This is a genomic window from Stenotrophomonas sp. PE591, from assembly GCF_018320795.1.
GTDB classification, from domain to species: domain Bacteria; phylum Pseudomonadota; class Gammaproteobacteria; order Xanthomonadales; family Xanthomonadaceae; genus Stenotrophomonas; species Stenotrophomonas maltophilia.
In genome coordinates this window covers 79889-96447 of the sequence record NZ_JAAOKO010000006.1, presented here as the reverse complement: position 1 = coordinate 96447, position 16559 = coordinate 79889, and the positions used below count along the sequence as shown (strand labels likewise).

The 16559-nt window shown below is 67.1% G+C and carries 12 protein-coding genes; 9 read left to right on the top strand and 3 right to left on the bottom strand.

Going from position 1 to position 16559, the window contains the following annotated elements; all coding sequences use genetic code 11:
• Positions 1-55: 55 nt before the first annotated feature.
• On the bottom strand, positions 56-1057 hold the full coding sequence (gene ftrA / locus JLDANKMP_RS15245) for a transcriptional regulator FtrA (RefSeq protein ID WP_043035134.1): 1002 nt from the start codon (positions 1055-1057) through the stop codon (positions 56-58).
• 395 nt (positions 1058-1452) lie between these two features.
• Here ftrA and JLDANKMP_RS15240 point away from each other — a divergent pair, with 395 nt between their 5' ends.
• The 9 genes from JLDANKMP_RS15240 to JLDANKMP_RS15200 all read left to right on the top strand — a co-directional run bounded on the left by JLDANKMP_RS15240 (position 1453) and on the right by JLDANKMP_RS15200 (position 12045).
• Positions 1453-4029 carry a TonB-dependent receptor gene (locus JLDANKMP_RS15240; RefSeq protein WP_212561559.1) on the top strand — a complete coding sequence of 859 codons (2577 nt, stop codon included), beginning with the start codon at positions 1453-1455 and terminating at the stop codon, positions 4027-4029.
• Positions 4030-4081: 52 nt separating this feature from the next.
• Entirely contained in the window at positions 4082-4663 is a 582-nt protein-coding gene (gene msuE, locus JLDANKMP_RS15235; RefSeq protein ID WP_111189359.1) for an FMN reductase, read from the top strand.
• A gap of 157 nt (positions 4664-4820) precedes the next feature.
• Positions 4821-5183 (top strand): DUF3088 family protein, encoded by a 363-nt coding sequence (locus JLDANKMP_RS15230; RefSeq protein WP_005409341.1) that lies wholly within the window; start codon positions 4821-4823, stop codon positions 5181-5183.
• A 14-nt stretch (positions 5184-5197) separates the two neighbouring features.
• Positions 5198-6175 carry an MsnO8 family LLM class oxidoreductase gene (locus tag JLDANKMP_RS15225; RefSeq protein ID WP_212561558.1) on the top strand — a complete coding sequence of 326 codons (978 nt, stop codon included), beginning with the start codon at positions 5198-5200 and terminating at the stop codon, positions 6173-6175.
• Positions 6176-6193: 18 nt separating this feature from the next.
• Positions 6194-7537 carry an LLM class flavin-dependent oxidoreductase gene (locus JLDANKMP_RS15220; protein WP_212561557.1) on the top strand — a complete coding sequence of 448 codons (1344 nt, stop codon included), beginning with the start codon at positions 6194-6196 and terminating at the stop codon, positions 7535-7537.
• Positions 7538-7541: 4 nt separating this feature from the next.
• On the top strand, positions 7542-8762 hold the full coding sequence (locus JLDANKMP_RS15215) for a M20 aminoacylase family protein (RefSeq protein WP_212561556.1): 1221 nt from the start codon (positions 7542-7544) through the stop codon (positions 8760-8762).
• Complete coding sequence (locus JLDANKMP_RS15210) at positions 8759-9310, top strand: GNAT family N-acetyltransferase (RefSeq protein ID WP_043035039.1); 552 nt, start codon at positions 8759-8761, stop codon at positions 9308-9310. The genes JLDANKMP_RS15215 and JLDANKMP_RS15210 overlap by 4 nt, the downstream gene beginning before the upstream one ends.
• On the top strand, positions 9307-11052 hold the full coding sequence (locus JLDANKMP_RS22415) for an amino acid ABC transporter permease/ATP-binding protein (protein WP_212561555.1): 1746 nt from the start codon (positions 9307-9309) through the stop codon (positions 11050-11052). The genes JLDANKMP_RS15210 and JLDANKMP_RS22415 overlap by 4 nt, the downstream gene beginning before the upstream one ends.
• Positions 11053-11067: 15 nt before the next feature.
• Positions 11068-12045 carry an ABC transporter substrate-binding protein gene (locus JLDANKMP_RS15200; RefSeq protein WP_024956912.1) on the top strand — a complete coding sequence of 326 codons (978 nt, stop codon included), beginning with the start codon at positions 11068-11070 and terminating at the stop codon, positions 12043-12045.
• A gap of 56 nt (positions 12046-12101) precedes the next feature.
• Here JLDANKMP_RS15200 and JLDANKMP_RS15195 read toward each other — a convergent pair whose 3' ends face one another.
• Positions 12102-15221, bottom strand: coding sequence for a discoidin domain-containing protein (locus JLDANKMP_RS15195; RefSeq protein WP_212561554.1), 3120 nt, complete (start codon positions 15219-15221; stop codon positions 12102-12104).
• A gap of 168 nt (positions 15222-15389) precedes the next feature.
• Positions 15390-16466, bottom strand: coding sequence for an MBL fold metallo-hydrolase (locus tag JLDANKMP_RS15190; protein WP_212561553.1), 1077 nt, complete (start codon positions 16464-16466; stop codon positions 15390-15392).
• Between the last annotated feature and the right edge of the window lie 93 nt (positions 16467-16559).

Genomic DNA, 16559 nt, shown 5'->3' with positions numbered 1-16559 from the left:
AAGCTCGCACCGTCGTGAGGCTTTGCTCACGCCACGCCTGGCACCGCGCACTGGGTCAACAGCCCACCAGGCGGTCGGCACCGAGACCGCTGCGGTGCTGGTTGCGGTACTCGGTAGGGCTCGCATCGACCTGGCCACGGAAGTGACGACGGAACGATTCCTGCGAACCAAAGCCAGCCTGTTCTGCGATCCACTGCAGCGGCCGGTCGGTGGTTTCCAGCAGCTCGCGGGCGTAGGCCACGCGCTCGCGGATCAGCCAATCGATGGGCGACAGGCCGGTGGCCTCCAGGAACTGCCGCTGCAGGGTGCGCTGGCTGAGTGCGGCCTGCTCGGCGAGGCTGCCCAGTGAATGTGGCTCGCGCAGGTTGCGGCGCATCCATTCCATCAGCTTTGCCAAGCGCGTGGGCTCGCCATGGGGAATGGCGCGGCTGACGCGCTGGCTGCGTTCGGCATCTCGCCATGGCGCCAGTACCAGTCGCTCGGCCACCAGGTTGGCCACGCGCGCGCCGTAATCCTTGCGCACCATGTGCAGCATCATGTCCATGCCGGTGGCCGAGCCGGCCGAGGTGATGATGCTGCCGGTATCCACATACAGTGCATCTTCGCGCACATCGATGCGCGGGAACTCGCGCGCCAGCGCTTCGGTGAGGCGCCAGTGGGTGGTGGCCTGGCGGCCATCGAGCAGCCCGGCCCACGCCAGCACGAAGGCACCGGAGCAGATCGAAGCGATGCGCGCGCCACGGCCGTGGGCACGGATGAGTGCATCAAGCAGCGCCTGTGGCGGGCGCTCGCTGGGCTCGCGCCAACCGGGAATGACGATGATGTCGGCGTCATCAACTGTGCTGAGGTCGTAGGGAAGCTGCACCTGCGTTCCGCCAAGCATGCGCAGCGCACCAGGTTCACCCGCGCACAGCTGGGTGCGATACCAGGCCACACCGAGTTCCGGCCGCACCGGCGCGAACAGGCCAACCGCGCAGCCGAACTCGAACAGCCCTTGGCCGTGGCAGGCAACGATGGCGACGAGCGGTGCGCTGGGATCGGCGGGTGGGCTGGGCATGGCTTGATGCTACGGGTGCAGATGCGGGGCGCTGCGTGGTGCGAGGGCATGAGGTGATGCCTGTGGAGCATGTGCACGGGGGCATTCGTCTGGCCTGGGGCACCCGACGGGGTAGAGTCGACTGTTAGTCGACTATCGCGCGCAGCGCGGGCTTCCAGGCGGTATCGCCAACAGCAGTCGACTAACAGTCGACTCTACCCCGTCGTTTGTCGCCCACCACCTGCCACCCGCCGCTCGCCGCCCCATGGGCGTGGTGCGCAGGGCTGCCTAACGTCATTACCAGCGGTCATGTGGGTGGCCGGATGTTACGGCTGGGTGACGCGATCGCGCCTGTCGCGGTGGGCGGACAGGCCCTTGAATGGAAGCGTGTTTCCGGCCCACCTCCACGAGCCCCCATGCCTGCCGCCCACACCCCTGTCCCGAGCACTCTCGCTGTTCTGATCACAGCCATCCTCGCCGCTTCGCCCAGCCATGCGGCTGAAGCCGATGCAGATCCTGCTGCCGCCGCCGCGACGGCCAACGTGGCAGCCTCCACGCTGGATGCGGTGGTGGTGACCGGCTCGCGCACCAGTACGCGTACGGTGAAGAACAGTTCCACGCCGATCGACGTGATCTCCGCCGAAGACCTCACCGCCACCGGCCAGGCCAACCTGCTGGAAGCACTGCAGCGCGCACTGCCGTCGCTCAGCCAGATTGGTGGCTACCAGAGCGACCAGGAGAGCCTGATCCGTGGCTACCAGCTGCGCAACCTGTCGCCCGGCTACACGCTTGTACTGGTGAACGGCAAGCGCCGCAATGCCAGTGCCTATGTGAGCGGTGCCAATGGGGGCGGCTTCCCAGGCCATGCGTGGGCGGACCTGGCGTTGATTCCGGTGTCGGCCATCGACCACGTGGAAGTGCTGCGTGATGGTGCGTCGGCCATCTATGGCTCCGATGCGATTACCGGTGTGGTCAACGTGATCCTGAAGTCGCAGGCGCACGGTGGCGAGTTTGCCGTGGAAAGCGGGCAGAGCATTGATGGCGATGGCTCGCGAACCAGCGTGCGTGCCAACGTGGGCCTGCCGTGGGGTGCCGATGGCTTCGTCAACCTCTCCGGCGAGACCACCCGCCAGCATCATGCGATCCGCACCCGCCGCTACATCGATGGCTATCTGAGCTACCCGGCGGTGGATGGTAGCGGCAATCTGGTGGCGCTGCGGCCGAACAACCGGTTGCCGGCCGGCGCATCACTGAACCCGGCCGAAGCCAGCCGCAATGCCGAGGCCAACACCATCCTCAGCTCCCCGTCGTATGCGCTGAAGGCGTTCGCGGTGAACGTGGGTCATGGCCTGGGCGAGAGCGCGCAGTTCTACGCCAATGCCACTGCCAGCGATCGCACCGCGCAGGCGATCCAGAACTTCCGCCTGCCGGCGACGATCTTCACCACTTACAAGGCTCCAGGCGTGCTGAACGTGTTTCCCGATGGCTTCCTGCCGGTGCTGGAAACAAAGGAGAAGCAGTACACCGGCACCGCGGGCGTGAAAGGCCAGATCGCAGGCTGGGACTACGACGCCAGCCTGACCGGCAACCGCAGCACGGTGCGTACCTATACGCGCAACTCGGTGAACTACTCGCTGCCGTACCCCGGTTCGCCCACTGACTTCTATGACGGCAAGCTGGACTACCAGCAGGGCATCGCCAACCTGGACCTGCGCCGTGGCTTCGAGGTGGCGGCGTTTGCGTCGCCGCTGGAGGTGAGCGCGGGCGCCGAGTACCAGCACGAACGATACGAGCGTGGGGCAGGGCAGTGGGAGTCATACACCGGCTTTGGTGCTGCGGCCTTCGTCGGCTATTCCACTGCGGACGCGGTGAAGGCGACCCGCAACAGCAAGGCGGTGTACGTGGGTGCGGCCACCAACATCACCTCGCGCTGGTATCTGGATGCGGCGGCGCGCTGGGAAGACCATTCTGACTTCGGAAGCGTGTCCACCGGCCGCCTGACCACGCGCTTCGACTTCACCGATGCGCTGGGCGTGCGTGCGACGGTCAGCAACGGTTTCCACGCGCCCAGCCTGGGCGCGCAGTTCTACCAGGCCACTGGCAGCTGCCCGTGCGGCACCACGCTGGTGGCGCAGGTGTCTTCGCCGGCGGCGATCGCGCTGGGTGCCACGCCGCTGAAGCCGGAAAAGGCCACCAACTACAGCCTGGGCGTGACCTGGGACCCGAGCCCAGCGTTCCACCTGGCCGTGGATGCCTACCAGATCGACATCCGTGGCCAGCTCGGCCAGTCCAGCCAGATCGGCTACAACGCGCAGGATCCTGCACGCGTCACCGACAACAGCGGCACGGTGCTGACTGCGGCGCAGAAGAACACCATCGATGCGCTGCTCGGGTCGGCCGGCATCAGCATCCTGCCGGGTGATGCGTTCTACGCCAGCTACTTCACCAACGTGGGCAATACCCGCACGCGCGGCGTCGAGCTGACCCTGGAGGCCAACCAGGAAACCGCGGGGGGCAAGCTGCGCTGGAGCTATGCGGCCAACGTGGGGCGCACCACCATCCAGAAGATCAGCGACATTCCGGCGGCGCTGCAGGGGCTGCCGAACATCAACCTGTTGACCAAGAGCAGCGAGTACGCGCTGCGCTTCCGTACGCCCAGCTACACGCAGGTGGCGGGGTTGGGCTGGCAGAACGGGCGCTGGCGCTCGAACCTCGACTTCACCTACTACGGCCCGATCAAGCGCCTGAACAACGGCGTGGAGTACAAGCAGCCGCCGGTGCTGGTGACCAATCTCTCCGGTGCCGTGGAACTGGGCGCAGGCTGGAGTGCGGCGCTGGGCATCAACAACGTGTTCGACAAGCGCACGCGCAAGGTGCCGGAGTACGCGCGCAGTGCCACCGATGTGGCGAGCATCGAGACGACCTGGGACAACGGCGACGTGTTGAGCAACGTCGGCGCGTACTGGTACGGGCGGGTCAGTTACCGGTTTTGAGGTTCACGCCAAAGGCGGCCGGACGTGGTCCGGCATCATCGAGGAGCATTTCATGTCTTCTGCATTGAAGGTGGTGGCAGTGGTGGGGTCACCGACCAGCTCGGCGACGTCGCGCACGTTGCTGCTGGTGCGGCACTTGTTGGCGTCGTTGCAGCAGCGGGTGCATGCCAGCGTGGAGCTGGTGGAGCTGGCGCCGATCGCGCGTTCGCTGGGGCAGTCGCTGTCGCGCGATGAAGCGGAGCCAGCCGTAGAGCAGGCACTGCAGGCAATCGAGGCGGCCGGTCTGCTGGTGGTGGCGGCGCCGGTGTATCGCGGTTCCTATCCCGGGCTGTTCAAGCACCTGGTCGATTTCATCGGGCTGGAAGCGCTGGTGGATACACCGGTGCTGCTGGCGGCGACCGGTGGCAGCGAGCGCCATGCGTTGGTGATCGACCACCAGTTGCGGCCGCTGTTCAGTTTCCTGCAGGCGCACACGCTGCCGATCGGGGTGTATGCCACGCCTGCCGACTTCGATGGCGAGCACATCAACAGTGCAGCCTTGCAGGCGCGCATCGCACTGGCGGCCGAGCGCGCGGCAGGGCATCTGGCTTCGCAGGCGCTGGCGGTACCGGCGCCGCTGCGAAGGATCGCCTGACGGCATAACCGGCGGCGCTTTGCTTATGGCCAAGGCGCATCTGCATGGCCGGATCTGACCGCCGATTGTCGCCTGGCATCGCCGTGCCGACCGCCGTCATCTCTAGCATCGATATCGAAGCGGCATCGCATTGCCGCCCCCCGATGAGGACGACCCCGTGAGTCTGGACGCAACCGACAAGCCCATCCTGTTCCTGCTCGACCGTGAGTTCGAGGACGGACAGATTCCCGGCCAGCGTTTCTTCTGCCGGCACAGCCTGTTGCTGGAAGGTGCGCTGTCGAGCATCGACGGCCTGGACGCGCAGCTGGACGTGCGCCGCATCGGCTTCGCACGGCCGCGCCGGGAGGTGATCGCCGAGATCGGCGAGCAGGACCAGTCGCTGCCGAAGCTGGTGCTGCCGCAGGGCGTGCGCAGTGACCTCGCGAGTGGCGTGCACCAGGACCGCCAGTACATCTCCGGTGCCGAGCCGATCCTGGCCGCGCTGAACGGGTTGCTCGGCATTCCCGTGGCCCATCCCTGAGCGAGGACGTGACCATGAGCTATCAGATCAGCGTGCTGGACAAGAGCCCGGTGGCCGAAGATGCCTCGCCAGAACAGGCGCTGCGCAACAGCCTGCAGCTGGCGCAGCGCGCCGAGCAGCTGGGCTACCACCGCTACTGGTTTGCCGAGCACCACGCTGCGCCGACGCTGGCGAGTCCCGCACCGGAAGTGCTGGCGGCCTGGGTACTGGCGCAGACCCGGCGCATCCGCATCGGCAGCGGCGGGGTGATGCTACGCCACTACGCGCCGTACAAGGTCGCGGAGAACTTCAACCTGCTGGCGGCGTTGGCGCCGGGGCGTGTCGATCTGGGCGTGGGCAAGGCCCCCGGTGGCCTGCCGGCATCTACCGCTGCATTGGCAGCGGGGCGGCCGGCGTTCGCCGACTTCGACCAGCAACTGCGCGATCTTGAGGGCTATCTGTCCGGCGCCGACGCCGATGTGCTGGCGCGGCCGATTCCGCAGCAGGCGCCGGAGCGCTTCCTGCTCGGTGCCAGCCCGCAGAGTGCACGGCAGGCGGCCGAGCTGGGCTGGCGTTTCGTCTACGCCGCGCACTTCGACGGCGACCCGAAGCACATCGAGGCCGCGTTCGACGCCTACCGCAGCGTCTCCTCGCAGCCACCGCTGCTGGCTACGGTGGCCTTCGCCGCGCCGACTGCCGAAGCCGCTGCGCGTCATATCGGAGCGCTGCGCGTCTACAAGCTGCACCTCGGCCCCGGCCAGACGGTAAACCTGCCCAGCCCCGAGGCGGCTGCCGAGTACGCGCGCCAGGTGGGCGTGGCTGACTTCCGTATCGAGGAAACGCGCCCCAGCGTGTTGTCCGGTGATGCGCAGCACGTGCGTGACGAACTGGACGCGCTGCACCGGCGCTTCGGCGTGGGCGAGTTCATCCTCGATGCGCCGGTGGCCGACCTCGACGCACGCCTGACATCCCTTGAACTGCTGTCGCCCGCGCCGCGCGCGGCGGTGGCCTGACCTGCAGGAGCGATTCCCATGAGCACCACCCCGCGCCACATTCCGTTCGGCATCATGCTGCAGGGCCCCGGCAGCCACATGCATGCCTGGAAGCATCCGTCCAACCCGGCCGATGCCAGCGTCAACCTGCAGTTCTACATCGACATCGCGCGCACCGCCGAGGACAACGGCATCGCCTTCGGCTTCGTTGCCGACGGCCTGTACATCAACGAGAAGTCGATTCCGCACTTCCTCAACCGCTTCGAGCCGATCTCGCTGCTGTCGGCACTGGCGACGGCGACGAAGAAGATCGGCCTGGCCGGTACGCTGTCCACCTCCTACAGCGACCCGTTCACGGTGGCCCGCCAGTTCGCCTCGCTGGATCTGCTCAGCGGCGGCCGTGCTGGCTGGAACGTGGTGACCTCACCGTTGGAAGGTTCGGGTCGCAACTACGGCCGGCCGCATCCGGAGCACGCGCTGCGCTACCAGATCGGCGACGAGTACCTGGAGGTGGTGCAGGGGCTGTGGGATTCGTGGGATGACGACGCCTTCGTGCGCGAGCGCGACAGCGGCACGTTCTTTGCGCCGGAGAAGTTCCGCCGGCTCGACCACAAAGGCCGCTTCTTCCAGGTGGAAGGCCCGCTCAACATCCAGCGTTCGCCGCAGGGACAGCCGGTGATCTTCCAGGCCGGTTCGTCTGATGATGGCATCGCGCTGGCCGGCAAGTACGCCGATGCGGTGTTCACCCATTCGCCATCGCTGGAAGAAACCCGCGCGTTCACCCAGAAGGTGAAGAACTCGGCGATCGCGCACGGCCGCAGCGGCAGCGACGTGAAGATCTTCCCGGGCATCGGCCCCATCGTCGGCCGCACCGCCGAGGAGACCGAAGCCAAGTACCAGGCGATTGCCGCGCTGGCCACGCTGGAAGATGCGTTGGCCTACCTCGGGCGCTTCTTCGATCACCACGATTTCAGCCAGTACGACCCGGATGCACCGTTCCCGGAGCTGGGCGACATCGGCAGCAATTCGTTCCGTTCCACCACCGACCGCATCAAGCAGGATGCGCGTGAGAAGGGCCTGAGCCTGCGCCAGGTGGCGTTGGAAGCGGTGAGCCCGCGACCAAACTTCATCGGCACGCCGGAGCACGTGGCCGATGAGCTGATCCGTTGGTTCGACGCCGGTGCCAGCGACGGCTTCATTCTGGGTTTCGCCGCACAGCGCGAGGGCCTCGAGGATTTCGTGACCCAGGTGCTGCCGATCCTGCAGGCCCGCGGCTACCACCAGCGTGAGCTGGAGGGGCAGACCCTGCGTGAGCATCTGGGGCTGCCGTACAAGGCCAGCCGGTATGCGGCCGATGCCGAACCTGCGCGGAAGGCGGGGTAGGGCGATGAGCGGAGAGAATTCGGTAGCGCCCGGCCATGCCCGGCGAGACCCCGCGTCCATCGGCATATTGCCCGAAATCGCGGCACGCGCCGAGGCGGCCATCGCGATCCGCCATGACCTGCACCGGCACCCGGAGCTGGCCTTCGAGGAGCACCGCACCAGCGCCCGTGTGGCCGAGCTGCTGCAACAGTGGGGCTATGAGGTCACCACCGGGCTCGGTGGCACAGGTGTTGTCGGCACGCTGCAACGCGGGCAGGGCGGCCGGCGTCTCGGCCTGCGCGCCGACATCGATGCACTGCCGATCCACGAAGACTCGGGGCTGGCCTACGCCAGCCAGCACGTAGGGCTGATGCATGCCTGTGGCCACGATGGGCATACCGCCATCCTGCTGTCCGCCGCGCATTACCTGGCCCATCACGGCAGTATCGACGGCACCCTGCAGCTGGTGTTCCAGCCGGCCGAGGAGACGGGTTCGGGCGCATCGAAGATGATTGCCGACGGCCTGTTCGAGCGCTTCCCGGTGGACGCGATCTATGGCCTGCACAACTGGCCGGGCGTGCCGGTGGGCCACTTCGGCTTTGTCGATGGCCCGGCGATGGCGTCGGTGGACTGGGCACGGCTGAAGGTGATCGGGAAGGGTGGCCACGGTGCCGAGCCGCAGGGCAGCGTGGATCCGATCCTGGTCGCCGCGCACATCATCACTGCGCTGCAGAGCGTGGTGTCGCGCAATGTCGATCCGCGGCAGATGGGCGTGGTCACCGTCGGCTCGATCCACGGCGGCCAGGCCGCCAATGTGATTCCGGACGTGGTCGAGCTGAAACTGACCGTGCGCGCTTACCTGCCGGAGGTACGCGACACCCTGCGGCGCCGGGTCACCGGGATTGCCGAGCAGACCGCTGCCGCGTTCGGTGCGCGCGCCGAGATCGAGTTCCCGCGCGGTTTCCCCAGCGTGATCAACCACCCGCAGCAGACTGCCTACATCCGCGAGGTGGCGCTGCAGGGCTTCGGCAGTGAACACGTAGTGCCCGAATTCGCGCCGCGCACCGCCAGCGAGGATTTCGCCTTCCTGCTGCAGGCGCGGCCGGGCAGTTTCGTGTTCGTCGGCAACGGCGACAGCGCGCCGCTGCACAGCCCGCGCTATGTGTTCAACGACGCCGCAATCGCACCCGCCGCCAGCCTGTGGGCACGGCTGGCCGAAGACTATCTGGTGAAGGACGTGGCATGAGCAGCAACGAACGCTTCTTCTACACCTCGGTGGATGATCCGCTGGCACGGCCTCTGTTCGATGGCCTGGAACAGGAGTACGACAGCCGCTACGCCGACGTGCGCCGACGCATCGGCGGCAGCGCCCGCGAGGAACTGCAGCGCTACCCGGCGCAGGCCTTTGCTGCCCCGGTAGGTGCCTTCGTGCTGCTGCTGCGCGATGGCGTGGCGATCTCCGGCGGCGCGTTCATGCCGCACCGCGATCCGGATACCGCCGAGTTCAAGCGGATCTGGACGCTGCCCGGGCTGCGCCGCCAGGGCATCGCGCGGCGCGTGCTGCAGGAGCTGGAAGACCAGGCGGCGCGGCAAGGGTACCGGCGGGTGTTCCTGACGACCGGCTTCCGCCAGCCTGAAGCGGTTGGCCTGTACCTCAGCCATGGTTACACCGCGCTGTTCGATCTGGATGCGGATCCCGAAACCATTGCGCACCTGCCGTTCGAAAAGCACCTGCGGGCAGCGACGCCCGTCATCGTGCCTGCGCAGACCCAGCTGCAAGGAGCCCACGCGTGAGCACGCCTTCGACCGCGCTGGATGGCATTGCAACCCGGCCCGCGCCAGCGCCCGCGTTGAAGATCGTGCCGGCCCGGCATCCGCTGCAGGTGTTCGGCACAGTACTGGCACTGGCGCTGATCCTGATCGGGCTGCAGTCCGTACTGGGTAATCCGCGCTGGGGCTGGGGCACCTTCGCTGAGTGGTTCTTCGCACGCCCGGTGCTCGAGGGCCTGGGCCGCACGCTGCTGCTGACCGCGCTCGGTACCGGTCTCGGTTTCGCACTGGGCACCTTGCTTGCGCTGGCCCGCGTCTCTGGTTCGCCGCTGCTGTCGGCGGTGTCGTGGGGCTACGTGTGGTTGTTCCGCTCGATCCCGCTGCTGGTGCTGTTGCTGCTGCTGAACAACCTGGGCTACCTGTACAGCACCATCGAGCTGGGCGTGCCGTTCACCGGCATCAGCCTGTTCTCGTACCCGACCACGCAGCTGATCGGTGTGTTCACCGCCGCGGTGCTGGGCCTGACCCTGAACCAGGCCGCGTTCTCGGCCGAGGTGATCCGCGGTGGCATCCTCTCGGTCGACCACGGCCAGTACGAGGCCGCGGCCGCACTCGGCCTGCCGCGCGGTCGCCAGGTGCGCCGCATCATCCTGCCGCAGGCGATGCGTTCGATCCTGCCGGCCGCGTTCAACGATGTGATTGGCCTGGCCAAGAGCACCTCGGTGGTCTACGTGCTGGCGCTGCCTGAGCTGTTCTACACCGTGCAGGTGATCTACCGCCGCAACCTGGAAGTGGTGCCGCTGCTGATGGTGGCCACGGTCTGGTACCTGGTGATCCTGACCGTGTTGTCGCTGCTGCAGCGGCGCGTGGAACAGCGCTTCGCGCGCGGCCAACTGCAGCGCGAGCGCTCGGTGTCGCGGGTGTCGTCACCGGTGCGGACATCCAGTGATGCCGCACCGCGCGTAGTCAACCGCCCGCGCATCGCCACCCAGGTTGAAGCGGGCGAGGGCGCATCGGTGTCGCTGCATGGCGTAGGCAAGGTGTTCGGCGAGCAGCCGGTGCTGGAAGACGTGAACCTGGAGCTGCGCGCTGGAAGCGTGACGGTTCTGATCGGCCCGTCCGGCGCCGGCAAATCCACGCTGCTGCGGCTGATCAACCACCTGGAACGCGCCGACGGCGGTTACGTGACTGTCGGCGGCCAGCTGATCGGCTACCGCCGCGAGGGCGACACCCTGTACGAACTGCCCGAGCGCGAGATCCGTCGCCGTCGTGCCGAAGTGGGCATGGTGTTCCAGGGCTTCAACCTGTTCCCGCACCTGACTGCATTGGAGAACATCATCGAGGCGCCAATCGCGGTGCGCGGTGTGCCGCGCGCGCAGGCCGAGCAGCAGGCGCGCACGCTGCTGGAGCGGGTCGGCCTGGCCGACAAGGCCGATGCCTTCCCGCGCCAGCTGTCCGGTGGCCAGCAGCAGCGCATCGCGATTGCCCGCGCGCTGGCGCTGCAGCCGAAGGTGCTGCTGTTCGACGAACCCACGTCGGCGCTGGATCCGGAACTTGTGGCCGAGGTGCTGAGCGTGATCGAAGAACTGGCCCGTTCGGGTACCACGCTGGTGATCGTCACCCATGAGCTGAGCTTCGCCCGCCGCGTGGCCGACCACGTGGTGATGATGGACCAGGGCCGGGTGATCGAGCAGGGCACGCCCGAGGCCCTGTTCGAGCGCCCGCGCCAGCAACGCACCGCCGATTTCCTGGCCAAGACCCTGTAACCCTCAAGGAATGCCATGAGCCCTGCAGCACCCCGTCGCCCCTCACGCAGCACCTTGTTGATCGCAGGCGTGCTGGTCATCGGCATCGCCGGCATCGTCTATTCGCGCGTGCGCCAGGCCCCGGATGCCGGCGCCGTGGCCGCGACCAGCCTGGCCGGCGCGAACACCGCCATCCTGAAGGGCACGCTCGACCCGAAGGCGCAGGCCTTGATTCCGGCTGGCTACCGCTTCGTCACGCCGGGGGCGTTCACCGTGGCGACCCATCCGGGGCAGCTGCCGCTGGCCGACTACGGCGCCGACAGCAAGGACGTGGTCGGCATCGAGCCGGACATCGCGCGCCTGATCGCCGATGCGCTGGGCCTGAAGCTGGTGATCGTGCCGGTGGCGTGGGCCGACTGGCCGCTGGGGCTGGAATCGGGCAAGTACGATGCGGTGCTGTCGAACGTGACGGTCACCGAGGAGCGCAAGAAGAAGTTCGATTTCTCCAGCTACCGTTACGACCTGCTGGGCATCTACACGCGGACTGATGGGCCGATCCAGAAGATCGAAAAGCCGGCCGACGTTGCCGGGCTGAAGGTGGTGGTCGGTGCCAGCACCAACCAGGACCAGATCCTGCGCCAGTGGGACCAGCAGAACATTGCTGCCGGCTTGAAGCCGGTGGAGTACCAGTACTTCGATGACGCGGTGGTCGGCCGGTTGGCGGTGATCACTGGCCGCGCCGATGTCTCGTTCGAGCCCAATGCCACCGGCGCGTACTCGGCACGCGACGGCAAGGTGCGGCGTGTGGGCCTGTTCCCTGGCGGCTGGCCGAACGCCGCGGCGATCTCGGTGACCACGCGCAAGGGGAGCGGCCTGGCCGACGCGGTGACGCAGGCGCTGAACACGCAGATTGCCAGTGGTACCTATGCGCAGGCGCTGAAGCGATGGAACGTGGCCGAGGAAGCTGTGCCGCAGTCGCAGACCAACCCGCCGGGATTGCCGACGCTGCAATGACACCGGGCGTGGCCCGGCGGGCCCCGCTTTGTAGAGCCAAGCCATGCTCGGCTGCTTTACCAGCGCGCCTCCAGCGTTTTGAACGGCTTTGCCAGCCGCACACCCTCGGCATCGAAGTCGGAAACGCTATGCCCATCCACACGCACCGTCTTCGGCATGGTGCGCGCCGGCCACCAGACTTTCACTGCCGTCCCGCCGCGCAACCCCTTGCCCAGCGTGACCGTCAGCGTGCCGTCGCGCTGCCGCGCCTGCATCTGCAACGTGCCATACGCGGTCGGCAGCCGCTCCACCGCCAACCCATCGCCCGCCACCCACGACGGCGGGGTGCCAGGAAGCAGCGACAGCGAATCATCGTCTTCGCGCATCAGCATGCCGAACAGCGTGCGGCCATACTCGGCACCAATCCAGGTATGCGGCATGTCGCCCAGGTAGCGGGGGAAACGCAGCCGCGAGTGCACGACCTCGGCCAGTACCTGCCACTCAAGCGGGCGCCGATCATGCAGCAGTCCCTGCAGCAGCTCATCGGCAACCTGCGGTTGGCCCAGGTGCACATAGCTCGGCACGTTGCGGATCTCATACGGCGTATAGGCGTACAGCGCATCGGGCTGGCTGCGCTTGCGCACATCCTCCAGATAACGCGCGAAGGTGGTCCGCAGTGCCTCGGCGGGCAGCACGCTCTGCGCACCGGTGGGGTCCAGTGCGATCGATACGCCGGTTGGATCGCCATCGCCCAGGTCGGCCGAGGAGGGGATGAAGTCGATGCCCTTCCACGCCATCGTCGCCCGGATCGAGGCGTGCAGCGCGTCGTAGAGCAGCTTGTATTGCTCGCGCGCCCAGGCAGCAGTCTCGTGGTCGCCCAGTGCCTCGGCCAGCCACGCGCCGTCGTGCCAGCCCTTCAGTCCCCAGTAGTCATCCCAGTAGCTGTGGGTGGGCGACGGATAGCCCTCATGGCTGATCGACGGCGCAAGGATGCCCGCGAATCGCTCCGGCGCCGGTTGGTCGGCCTTGTAGCCGGGTACCAGCGTGCGCTCGCGCAGTTCCTGCAGGAAGCGCAGCGCCGCTTTCACTCTCGGCAGATAGGCACGTACCGACTCGGGCCCGCCATCGAGGCGCGCGACATCGGCCACCAGCGTGACGTACTGGCCCTGGCTGTCGTACTCGATGTCCGATCCAAAGCCGGTGTTGACACTGCCATCGTCGTTGAGGATCGGCGAGACCAGGCCGTTGGCATGCACGCCGTGTTCGCTGTACCAGGCCAGGTAGTCGCGCGCGACGCGGGCTTCACCCATGCGCAGCAGCACCGCCGAGGTGGCCATGCCGTCGCGGATGAAAGAGCGGTTGTAGTTGCGGGGCCCGGGCTGCATGGCAGGACCGGTCTGGTTGATCAGCATGTAGGCGGCCTGCGCGCGCAGCATGTCGACCAGCGAAGGATCGGGCAGGCGCAGGCCAACCTGGCCCAGCCGTGCCTGCCAGTCCGCGGAGGCCTGCGTGGCCAGGGAATCGAACGCCGTATTGGCATCGCGCGGCAGCGTGGCCAGATCAAGCGCAGGCGCCTCGGGCAGTGCGCCCTTGCTATCGGCGGCGGCAGTACCCAGCGGGAACGCGACCACGATGGCATCGCTGGCGCCCGGTGCCAGTGATACACGGTAGTTCAACGCAGCCGAGGCAAGACCCTCGTCGTCGCGCGCCTGTTGCGTGGAGGGCAGCTGGCCGGCAGCCAGGGTCGCGGTGATTTCCGTTGCGCCATCCCTGCCAAATGGCGCTGCGCCGGATGCAGTCACCGGCGTGAGCGACTGCAGCAGCGTGCGTCCATTGATGCGCACGGCCTGTCCATCGATCGCCACATCGCGGATGGGTGACAGCCCGCCGTTCTGCCACGGTGGATTCATCTGCATCGGGCGCACGACCAGGCTGAGCGTGCCGTCGATCCTGGTGCCGCCGGTGTTGTACAGGCGATGACGCAGGAAGGTCACCGGCTGGCCGTTGCGCTCGATGGCGAACACTTCACTGCGCAGCTCCAGGCCGGGTTGCGGTGACCAGGTAGCGGAGGGCATCGGCTTCCAGCCGTCCAGTAATGCATGCTGCACTTTCTGCCCGGCCGCACCCGCAGTGTTCCCATCGGCGCTGCGCCAGATCGGCTGCACCAGCGGCGCCCCCTTGAATGCTTCCAGGTTGCCGTACTCGTCGAAGATCGATTTCTGTCGCCCGGCATGCACGCCGACGGCGGTCCAGTAAGTCTGCTGCATCTGCAGCGAGGCCGGGAACAACGCGCGCTGCGCACCACTGGCGGCAATCTGGTACTGCTTCATTGGCGTCATCACGGCTTTCGGGCCGAGCAGGCGCAGGCGCGCCACCTTTGGTGCAGATCCATCCACGCTCAGGCGGAATGCACGCACGGCCTGTGCGGCATTGGCGGCCAGCCAGCTCTGGCGGTGGCTGGCCGCCTGCGCATCGTGCGCGAGGTCCTGCCACCGGCCCTGTGCATCCTGAACCTGCAATCGGGCAGGGCCGCGGCTGCCATCAGCCCAGTCGACCACCAGACCAGCCGTCGATTGAGCCTGCGGCAGCGTGATCTCTAACGCATGGGATCCATTTGTCCCGGCCGGAATCGGGACGGTGCCGCCGCCGTGCCAGAGCGCTGCTGCCTGCGTTGCATCGATACCGCTGATGCGTGCGCTGAGCGTGCTGTCCAGCGGCTCCATCTCGAAGATCGACACGCCCCAGTCGGAAGTGCGCTGCGGACTGGCCAGCCGCAGGTAGCGCGCCTGCCGCGGCGCGAAGTAGAGCGTTTCCACATCGCCCAGTGAATCGGCCATCGTGTACGCGGTCTGCCACTGCGTGCCATCCAGTGAGGTCTGCAGCGAATAGCCTTCCGGATTGGAGACATCCCAGGTGAGGCGCGCGCCGGCCAGCAGGGTGGGCGCGCCCAGGTCGATCTGGAACCAGTGGCCGGGGCTGAAGGCGCCGCCGGTCACGGTCTTCGGGTCGCCGTCGATCAGGTGGCCGATTGCCATCGCCGGCACCTGCTGCGAGGAACTGCTGGCCTGCCATTGGCTGCGCGGGAGGAGGGTCTGTGCCTGTGCGCTGGAGGCGAGGGCGGCAAACAGCAGGGCGATGGCAGATCGCCATGGGATAGCTGAGCGGGAGACCTTGGAGCGTTCGGCGCGCAACGTCATTACGGACAGCCTCGCAGGTTCGACCGGAATCGGGCGAGCGCTACGCTAGCAAGGGATGTAATCGGTTACATGACGCACTGCAGCGCCGCAGGCCGATTCTGTTGTAGACGCAGCCGAGCATGGCACGGCTCTACCGGGCCTTGGAGCACATGACACCCCGTCATGCCGTTACAGCTCCACCGTCTCCCACCATCGCGTACCCGCCCGCGGCGCCTGCATGTCCAGTGCTTCGCCCATCATCGGCGTGGCCACCGGCACATTCTTCGCGGCCGCCAATGCCGTGATGCGCTCGAACGGCTGCTGCCATGCGTGCAGGGCCAGATCGAAGGTGCCATTGTGGATCGGCAGCAGCCACTTGCCGCGCAGGTCCAGGTGCGCCTGCAGCGTCTGTTCCGGCTGCATGTGCACGAACGCCCAACGCGGATCGTAGGCACCGGTCTCGATCATGGTCAGGTCGAACGGACCGTATTTTTCGCCGATGGCCTTGAAGCCATCGAAGTAGCCGGTGTCACCGCTGAAGAAAATGCGGAAATCATCGTCCTGGATCACCCATGACGCCCACAGGCTGCGATCACTGTCGCCCAGTCCGCGGCCGGAGAAATGCTGGCCGGGGGTGGCGGTCAGGCGCAGGCCATTGGCCTCGGTCGATTGCCACCAGTCCAGCTGTTCGACCTTGCTGGCGTCCACGCCCCAGGCGATCAGCTGGTCGCCGACGCCGAGCGGTGCAATGAAGCGCGCGGTCTTGCCGGCCAGCTGCATTACCGCGGCATGGTCCAGGTGGTCGTAGTGGTTGTGCGAGAGGATCACGCCGGCGATCGGCGGCAGATCGTCGATGCTGATCGGCGGCGCATGGAAGCGGGCCGGGCCCATCCACTGCACCGGCGAGGCGCGCTCGGAGAACACCGGGTCGGTCAGCCAGTACTGGCCGCGCAGCTTCAGCAGGATCGTGGAGTGCCCCAGCCGGAACAGGCTGCGGTCCGGTGCAGCATCCAGTGTGGCGCGGTCCAGCGGCTGCACTGGAATCGGGTGCGCGGGCACGGTGCCCTTGGGTTTGTTGAAGAGGAACGTCCACCAGATCTCCAGGCCGTCGCGCAGGCCCATCGCTGGACGGGGCAGGGCATTGCGGAACTTGCCATCACGGTACTGCGGCGACTCGGGGAAGTCGGGGAGGGACCAGGACTTGCAGAAGGTGTAGGCGGTCACGGCGAGGATTCCAAGCAGGAGGACAAGGAGCAGGCGCTTCATGGGTGACGTCCGCTGAGTACACTGCACAGTGTAGTTTTGCATTTTCTAAAAGTATACTGACGAGTGTAAAATGGAGGCATCCGTTCAGTTATC